Below are 7,699 nucleotides of genomic sequence, written 5' to 3' on the forward strand. Positions count from 1 at the left end.
AGTTCATCTCGATCTTGATGGTGCCGTCGCCCGAACAGGCCTCGCAGCGTCCCCCCTTGACATTGAAGGAGAACCGGCCGGGTTGGTAGCCGCGGACCTTGGCCTCGGTGGTGGCGGCGAACAGAGAGCGGATCTTGTCGAAGACGCCGGTGTAGGTGGCCGGGTTGGACCGCGGGGTGCGTCCGATCGGCGACTGGTCGACGCGGACCAGCTTGTCGAGTTGATCCAGGCCGTTGACCCGGGTGTGCCGGCCCGGCACCTGCCTGGCCTTGTTGAGCTTGTTGGCCATGACCGAGGCCAGGATGTCGTTGACCAGCGTCGACTTGCCCGAGCCCGACACCCCGGTCACTGAGGTCAGCACGCCGAGCGGGAAAGCCACGTCGATCTCTCGCAGGTTGTTCTCCCTGGCCCCCACCACGGTGATCTGCCGCTTCTTGTCGGTGGGACGCCGGATCGCCGGCACCTCGATGCTCTCCTTACCGGAAAGGTAAGCCCCGGTGAGGGATTCGGGATTGTGTAGCAGGTCGTCGTAGGTGCCGCTGTGCACGATGCGGCCGCCGTGCTCACCGGCGGCCGGGCCGATGTCGACCACCCAGTCGGCATGCGCGATGGTGTCGAGATCGTGTTCGACGACGATGAGCGTGTTGCCGAGGTCGCGCAGGCGCACCAGGGTGTCGATCAGCCTGCGGTTGTCGCGTTGGTGCAGTCCGATCGAGGGCTCGTCGAGCACGTAGAGCACCCCGACCAGACCCGACCCGATCTGGGTGGCCAGCCGGATGCGTTGGGCCTCACCGCCGGACAGTGTGGCCGCCGCCCGTGACAGCGACAGGTAGTCCAGCCCGACGTCGAGCAGGAAGCCCAGCCGGGACTGGATCTCCTTGAGTACCTGGCCGGCGATCGCCTGCTCGCGGGTGCCCAGGGTCAGCGCGTTGAGGAACTCCGCGCAGTCCGCGATCGACAGCTCGGCCACCTGTGCGATCGACTTCGACCCGAACTTCCCCGCGGCCATGCTCACGGCCAGGATCTCGGGCTTGAGCCGGGTCCCGTTGCATTCCGGGCACGGGATGTCGCGCATGAAGCCCTCGTAGCGTTCCTTCATCTGCTCCGAGTCGGTCTGCTCCATGCGCCGCTGCAGGAACGCCATCACGCCTTCGAAGTCGGCGTAATACGACCTGGTACGGCCGTACCGGTTCTTGTACCGGACGTGGACCTGGTGATCGGACCCTTCCAGGATGGCCCTGCGCGCCTTGGCCGGAAGCTTCTTCCACGGGGTGTCGACGTCGAAGCCCATCTGGTCCCCGAGGCCCGACAGCATCCGGGTGAAGTACTCGGCGCTCTGGCCGATCGACCACGGCGCTACCGCGCCTTCGGCCAGCGTCATCTCCGGGTCGGGCACCACCAGCTCGGGGTCGACCTCCTTGCGGATGCCCAGGCCGGTGCACTCCGGGCAGGCACCGTAGGGCGAGTTGAATGAGAACGACCGCGGTTCCAGGTCGTCGACGGCCAGCGGATGGCCGTTGGGGCAGGCCAGCTTCTCGGAGAAGCGCTGCTCGCGGTGCGGATGGTCGTCCTCGCGATCGACGAATTCCAGCACCACGATGCCGTCGGCGAGATTCAGCGCGGTCTCCACTGAGTCGGTGAGGCGCTGCTTCGAGGAGGCCTTCACGGTGAGGCGGTCGACGACCACCTCGATATCGTGTTTCTCCTGCTTCTTGAGCTTCGGCGGGTCGGTCAGGGGGTGCACCACGCCGTCCACCCGGACCCGGCTGTAGCCCTGGGTGTTGAGCTTGTCGAACAGGTCGACGAACTCGCCCTTGCGGGTCCGCACGACGGGCGCGAGCACCTGGAACCGCAGGCCCTCGTCCATCGCGAGCACCTGGTCGACGATCTGCTGCGGGGTCTGGCGGGCGATCCGCTCACCGCACACCGGGCAGTGCGGCGTGCCCGCCCTGGCGTAGAGCAGACGCAGGTAGTCGTAGACCTCGGTGATGGTGCCGACCGTGGACCGCGGGTTGCGGTTGGTCGACTTCTGGTCGATGGACACCGCGGGTGACAGGCCCTCGATGAAGTCGACGTCGGGCTTGTCCATCTGGCCGAGGAACTGCCGGGCGTACGCCGAAAGCGATTCGACGTAGCGGCGCTGCCCCTCGGCGAAGATGGTGTCGAACGCCAGCGACGATTTGCCCGACCCCGACAATCCGGTGAACACGATCAGGGCGTCGCGCGGCAGATCGAGGTCGACACCTCGCAGATTGTGCTCGCGGGCACCCTTGACAATCAGCCGGTCAGCCACGCGTTTCCTTTCCCACGGCAGAGTTCACGCCCATGCTATGTCCGACCACTGACAAGCCCGATACCGTGAGGTCATGACCAGCCCCCAGATCACGGTCAACGAGACCTACACCGGACATGTCGAACCCAAGACCGCCGCCCGGCGGAGTATTCCCGGTGCCTCCATCGTGAAGGCGTCGGTGGGCCCGATGGACAATAACGCCTACCTGGTGACCTGCGCGAAGACCGGCCAGACCGTGCTCATCGACGCCGCCAACGACGCCGATCTCCTGCTGAACCTGATCGAGTCGAACACCCAGAAGCCGGCCCTGATCGTCACAACCCACCAGCACTTCGACCACTGGCAGGCACTGGAAGCAGTGACCAAGGCCACCGGCGCCCCGACCGCGGCGCATCAGCTCGACGCCGAACCGCTCCCGGTCACCCCGGACCGGATTCTGGCCGACGGCGACACCGTCGGCATCGGTGATCTTGAGTTCGACGTGATCCACCTGCGCGGACACACGCCCGGCTCGGTCGCCCTGGCGCTGAAGGCGACCGACGGGGTGACCCACCTGTTCACCGGCGACTGCCTGTTTCCGGGTGGGGTCGGCAAAACCTGGCAGCCAGGCGATTTCGACACCCTGCTGGGCGATGTCACCAGCAAGGTGTTCGACGTGTACGACGACACGACGGTGGTCTACCCGGGCCACGGCGACGACACCACACTCGGCGCCGAGCGGCCCAACCTGGCCCAGTGGCGCGAACGCGGCTGGTAGACCGCGCTAGCTGGTGTGCACGATGAGCACGTCGGTCTTGGACCGGCGCGCCACGTTGGCGGGCACCGAGCCGAGCAGCCGGCCGGCGATGGTGCTCAGCCCGACGTTGCCGACCACCAGCAGGTCGGCCTTGACCTCGTCGGCCAACTCGACCAGCGCATCGACGGGTGCCCCGACGATGGGCCGCTCTTCGATGTCTTCGGCACCGGCCGACTTCGCGCGCTCGGATGCCTCCCGCAGGATGGCGTAGATCGGGGCGTTGCCCGCCATCTGGTAGCCCTCCTCCTTGAGCACATCGGCGGCACGCTGGTCTTCGCTCTGTGGGAAGTATGCGGTCGCCACGATCAGCTTGGCGTTCGCTCCGGCGGCAATCTGACCGGCGCGGTCAACTGCACGCAGCGACGAATCAGATCCGTCCGTACCGACCACCACGGTTCGATAGGCGCTCATCCATACCCTCCCACTGTCAGTTGCAACGCCACCCGAGACAGTAACCCGTGCTCGCTGGGCAGGGGCGCGAATCACGACACCCGTACGCCCAGCGGACAAACCGGCCCGAGTATCGGCTCGGCGACGTTCTACCGGCACCGATGGTAACCACAGCAACGCCGAAATCGGGGACACCGTGATCTACATGACCCGGCCCGGGACCAAAGGGCGTCCCGAATAGCGGATTTCACGACACACCGGGTGGCGCAGACCTCATCGACGGCGGCCGGGGACGCAGATCACCCCTCGATCGTGAGTCAACGCCGGCCACGGCCGAAATACATCTCCTGGGTCGCCGTGCAGACCAGCTCCCCGGACCTGTTGTAGAGCGTGGCACCGGCCAACCCCCGGCCGTGAATCCCGCTGGGCGACGCCTGATCGGACAGCACCCAGTCGGACAGATCGACGGGCCGGTGAAACCACAGGGCATGGTCGATCAGCGCAGAGAACACGCTGAGCTGATCGGTGCGACGCATCGTCATCGCGGCTTCCAACATCGTCGTGCCCGTCACGTAGGTCAGCAGGCAGCTGCCCAGGATCGGATCGTCGGGAACGGATTCCGCTGGGCGCCACCACATCCGGGTGCGCTCCGGAGGTTCGGGAAGGTCGCGCGCCAGCCGTGGCGGTGCGTCGACGTAGCGTCGCATGATGGCCTGGGGACGCACCCAGAACCCGCGGTGCTCGTCGGCGTACGCCCGGAGCTGATCCTGCACCGCGGGCAACGTATCGGGGTCGGCCACCTCGGGCAGCGTCCGCTGATAATCCACCGAGTCCACCGGACCGCTCAGCGAGACCAACGCCTCCAGCAACACCTCCCCGGCCTGACGGGCGGTCACCTGACGGGTGGACAGCGCACCGCCGTCGCGCAGGTCGACCACCTCCAGGTCCACCGGATACCGCGCATCCCCGGCCCGCAGGAGATAGACGTGGAAGCTGTGCGGCAACCGCCCCGCCGCCGTGCGAGCGGCCGCCATCAACGCCTGTGCGGCGAGATGCCCGCCGATGATGTGGTGGTTGGGACCGTCGAGCTGGGTGGCGACGAAGTTTCCGTCGCCGGATTCGGCGAGGTTCAGGGTGGCCAGGAGGTCGGTGAGCTGCGGCAGGGGCACCCCGGCATTATTCGGCCCGGCTCACCACCCGATACCACTGGGTGCGGCCTCCCCCACGGCTGCACCGCAGGGAAGGCCCGCCCGTCCGAGCGAGTGACGGGATTCGAACCCGTGTAGACGGCTTTGCAGGCCGGTGCCTAGCCACTCAGCCACACCCGCATCGGGGACAGACCTTGCCATCACCGCGGGCGCCGGCCCAGCGTTTCACTCACAGTGATCACTTAAGTCGCCGTGCTCGGCACCGTCGACCGGCATGCCCGCGGCGATCCCGCCCTGCGGCCAGCCGGCCGGCGAGTCCTCCCACGGCTCCTGGCGCCCGTAGGGCGTCAGGTCGAGGAATGGGTATCCGACGGCGGAATGGTCGAGCCCGCGGGCATAGGCCGAATACGTGTGGAACACCTCGTCGCCGCGGCGCAGGAACACGCTGGCTCCGGGCCAGTCGCCGCGCAGGTCGTCATCGGTGAACCCGTCGGCATACAGTTCGTCGCGGGATTTGTAGTTGTACTCCAACGCTTTTCGGGTCGGGTCCAGCGTCACGTGGAAATCGTAGGTGAAGTCGCCGTCCCGCGATGAGTACCACGGGAAGGTCCAGCCGTGCTGGTCGCGGTAGCGCTGGATGCTGGTGTAGGCCGCCCGGGACACGCACGCGAATGTGACGTCCTTGGCGTGCAGCAGCGCCCGGTCCGCTTCGGTGAACGTCAGATCCGCTGCGGCGGTGCAGCTCGGGCAGCCCGCGTCGATGTCGTCGATCCACATGAAGTGGTGGATGTAGAGCTGACTGCGCCCGTCGAACAGGTCCAACAGCCCGGCCTCGCCGTCGGGGCCGTCGAACACATAGTCCTTGTCCACCTTGACCATCGGAAGTCGCCGGCGCTCGGCGTTCACCGCGTCGCGCAGGTGGGTGACCTCCCGCTCGCGGGCGAGCAGTTTCTTGCGGGCGGCGAGCCATTCGTCGTGGGTGGCCACGTCGGGGTATGCGGTGGGAATCGTGGGCATGGGATCACTCCTCGTTGAAATCGGCCTATCAGTACCGACCCGTTGCCTGCCCGAAAGTCATCGCCGGGGCAGAAACGTGTCCCTCGCGCTCGACGAGCGACCGCTAAATGCCGGGGTTCGACGGCGTGGCGGGGTACAAACACGCGCGCTCGCGGTGCAGGGCGGAGCGCGCTGAGGCGACGGTGCCGACGGCCGCCAGCACCGCGAACGCCCCGAACAGCGAGCCGGCGCCCGACGCACCACCCGGCGCCGCGAGGTTGACGACCACACCGGCCAAACCGGCGCCGAACGCCCCACAGATCAGCTGCACGGTGTTGATCGCCGCGGCGGCCGCCGGACCCTCGGCGGGATCGTCGACGCTACTCATCGCCCAGGCGGACAGATGCGGCCAGGCGATGCCGATCCCGGCCCCGGTGACCAGCAGAGCCAGTGCCCACAGCACCACCAGCCACGGCGCCATCCCGGCCCGGACCAGCACCGCGCCCGCCGCCAAACCGAGCGCCATCACCAGCGGCGCGACCGCCACCGTACGCACGACCACCCGCCGGTTCTGCAGCGATGCGCTGACGATCTCCCCCGCCGTCCAGCCGACTGACAGCACCGCCGCGAAGAACCCGGCCATCACCGGCGTCAGGTGCGCCAGCCGCTGACCGAACAGCGGAACGTACATGTCGACCATGGTGGCCGCCATCAGCACACCGAGGGTCAGGTAGATCCACTTGAGCGGTCCGGCACCGAACGTGCTCGGCGGCAACACCGATGCCGGCATCCGCCGATCGACGAGGACGAATCCGGCGACCAGGGCGCCGCCGAGCACCAGCAGGGCGGCGGTCCAGCGTGGATCACGCGGGATGCCTGCGACGCTGACGGCCATCGCCGCCGAGCCGAGCAGTGCCAGCGACCACACCGGGATGCCCGGCGCCCGCGACGCTTCCCGGCCGCGGGCGGGCAGCGCAACGGGCACCAGCACGGCCATCGCGGCGGTCAGGATCACCAGCACACCGAACGCCCAGCGCCAGTGCCCGTACTGGGCGAACAGCCCGCCGGATGCGGGCCCCACCAGCGTGCCGACCCCCCACATCGCCGACACCAGCGCGGAAGCCTTGGTCCACAAGGTGTTCGGCAGTGCGGTGTTGATCACCGCGTAGCCCAGCCCGGCCAGCAGTCCGCCGGCGAAACCCTGCACGACCCGGCCGGCCAGCAGGATCTGCATGCTCGGCGCCAATGCGCAGCCCAGGCTCCCCGCACCGAACACGGTGAGCCCCACCAGATATGCCAAGCGCGGCCCCAACCGCATCAGCGTCGAATGCACCGTGGTGGCGGCGACCACCGACGCGACCAGGTAGACCGTCGTGACCCAGGCGTACAAGCGCTGCCCGCCGATGTCGGCGACCGCGCTCGGCAACAGGCTGATGGTGAGGAACTCGTTGGTGGCGTACAACAACACACCGCCGGCGAGCACGGTCGACGCGCCAAGATGGCGGCGCCCCAGTAACTGCCGCCAGGTTCCCGCATCGGCGGTCACGATTTCGGTCACGACGACGACGCTAGAAGCTGAACCGCTGTTGAGGTCAACACCGGGTCACTTGAGGCCGGCCGCGTCCATCCCGCGCAGTTCCTTCTTCAGATCGGCGATCTCGTCGCGGATCCGGGCGGCCAACTCGAACTGCAGATCCCGCGCGGCCGTCATCATCTGCTCGGTCAGATCCTTGATGAGGTCGGCCAACTCGGCCCGCGGCATGGTCGCGGTGTCGCGGCCCTCGACGATGCCCGCACTCACCGCCCGGCCCGGCTCGCCCTGGGCCCGGCGCCCGCGTGAAGCGTTCCGTCCCGAGCCCCCGACCGGCACCGCCTCGACATCCGCCGTGTCGTCGGCCTCGCGGTACACCTGGTCGAGGATGTCGGCGATCTTCTTGCGCAGCGGTTGCGGATCGATACCGTTGGCCTCGTTGAAGGCGATCTGCTTGGCCCGCCGTCGCTCGGTCTCGTCGATGGCCTCGCGCATCGAATCGGTGATCTTGTCGGCGTACATGTGGACCTCGCCCGACACGTTGC

The 7,699-nt window shown here is 67.9% G+C and carries 7 protein-coding genes and 1 tRNA gene; 1 reads left to right on the plus strand and 7 read right to left on the minus strand.

The features are described 5' to 3' along the window. The coding region (gene uvrA, locus ACWDTP_RS35790; protein WP_450027960.1) for an excinuclease ABC subunit UvrA at window positions 1–2,293 on the minus strand (2,293 nt) is incomplete at its 3' end. A gap of 73 nt (window positions 2,294–2,366) precedes the next feature. On the opposite strand from uvrA, the gene ACWDTP_RS35795 reads away from it, so the two are divergent. Continuing rightward, on the plus strand, window positions 2,367–3,050 hold the full coding sequence (locus ACWDTP_RS35795) for an MBL fold metallo-hydrolase (protein ID WP_450027961.1): 684 nt from the start codon (window positions 2,367–2,369) through the stop codon (window positions 3,048–3,050). Between the two features lie 6 nt (window positions 3,051–3,056). On the opposite strand, the gene ACWDTP_RS35800 is transcribed toward ACWDTP_RS35795, so the two are convergent. The 6 genes from ACWDTP_RS35800 to ACWDTP_RS35825 form a co-directional block, all read right to left on the minus strand. Then, entirely contained in the window at window positions 3,057–3,500 is a 444-nt protein-coding gene (locus ACWDTP_RS35800) for a universal stress protein (RefSeq protein ID WP_450027962.1), read from the minus strand. A 296-nt stretch (window positions 3,501–3,796) separates the two neighbouring features. Beyond that, a complete protein-coding gene (locus ACWDTP_RS35805) occupies window positions 3,797–4,648 on the minus strand; it encodes an acyl-CoA thioesterase (RefSeq protein WP_450027963.1) in 852 nt (283 codons plus the stop codon). Window positions 4,649–4,736: 88 nt separating this feature from the next. Continuing rightward, window positions 4,737–4,807, minus strand: a tRNA-Cys gene (locus ACWDTP_RS35810). 45 nt (window positions 4,808–4,852) lie between these two features. After that, window positions 4,853–5,644, minus strand: a complete 792-nt coding sequence (locus tag ACWDTP_RS35815) for a DUF899 domain-containing protein (RefSeq protein WP_450027964.1) — start codon at window positions 5,642–5,644, stop codon at window positions 4,853–4,855. Window positions 5,645–5,747: 103 nt separating this feature from the next. After that, window positions 5,748–7,181, minus strand: a complete 1,434-nt coding sequence (locus tag ACWDTP_RS35820; protein WP_450027965.1) for an MFS transporter — start codon at window positions 7,179–7,181, stop codon at window positions 5,748–5,750. Between the two features lie 45 nt (window positions 7,182–7,226). Further along, on the minus strand, window positions 7,227–7,699 hold a 473-nt coding region (locus ACWDTP_RS35825; RefSeq protein WP_450027966.1), incomplete at its 5' end, for a UvrB/UvrC motif-containing protein.

It is taken from the genome of Mycobacterium sp. NPDC003449 (genome assembly GCF_053588415.1).

Excerpts from the sequence above, each read along its gene's own strand:
- ACWDTP_RS35795 (WP_450027961.1), top strand. The coding sequence starts at position 2,367 with ATGACCAGCCCCCAGATCACGGTCAACGAGACCTACACCGGACATGTC.
- ACWDTP_RS35800 (WP_450027962.1), bottom strand. The coding sequence starts at position 3,500 with ATGAGCGCCTATCGAACCGTGGTGGTCGGTACGGACGGATCTGATTCG.
- ACWDTP_RS35815 (WP_450027964.1), bottom strand. The coding sequence starts at position 5,644 with ATGCCCACGATTCCCACCGCATACCCCGACGTGGCCACCCACGACGAA.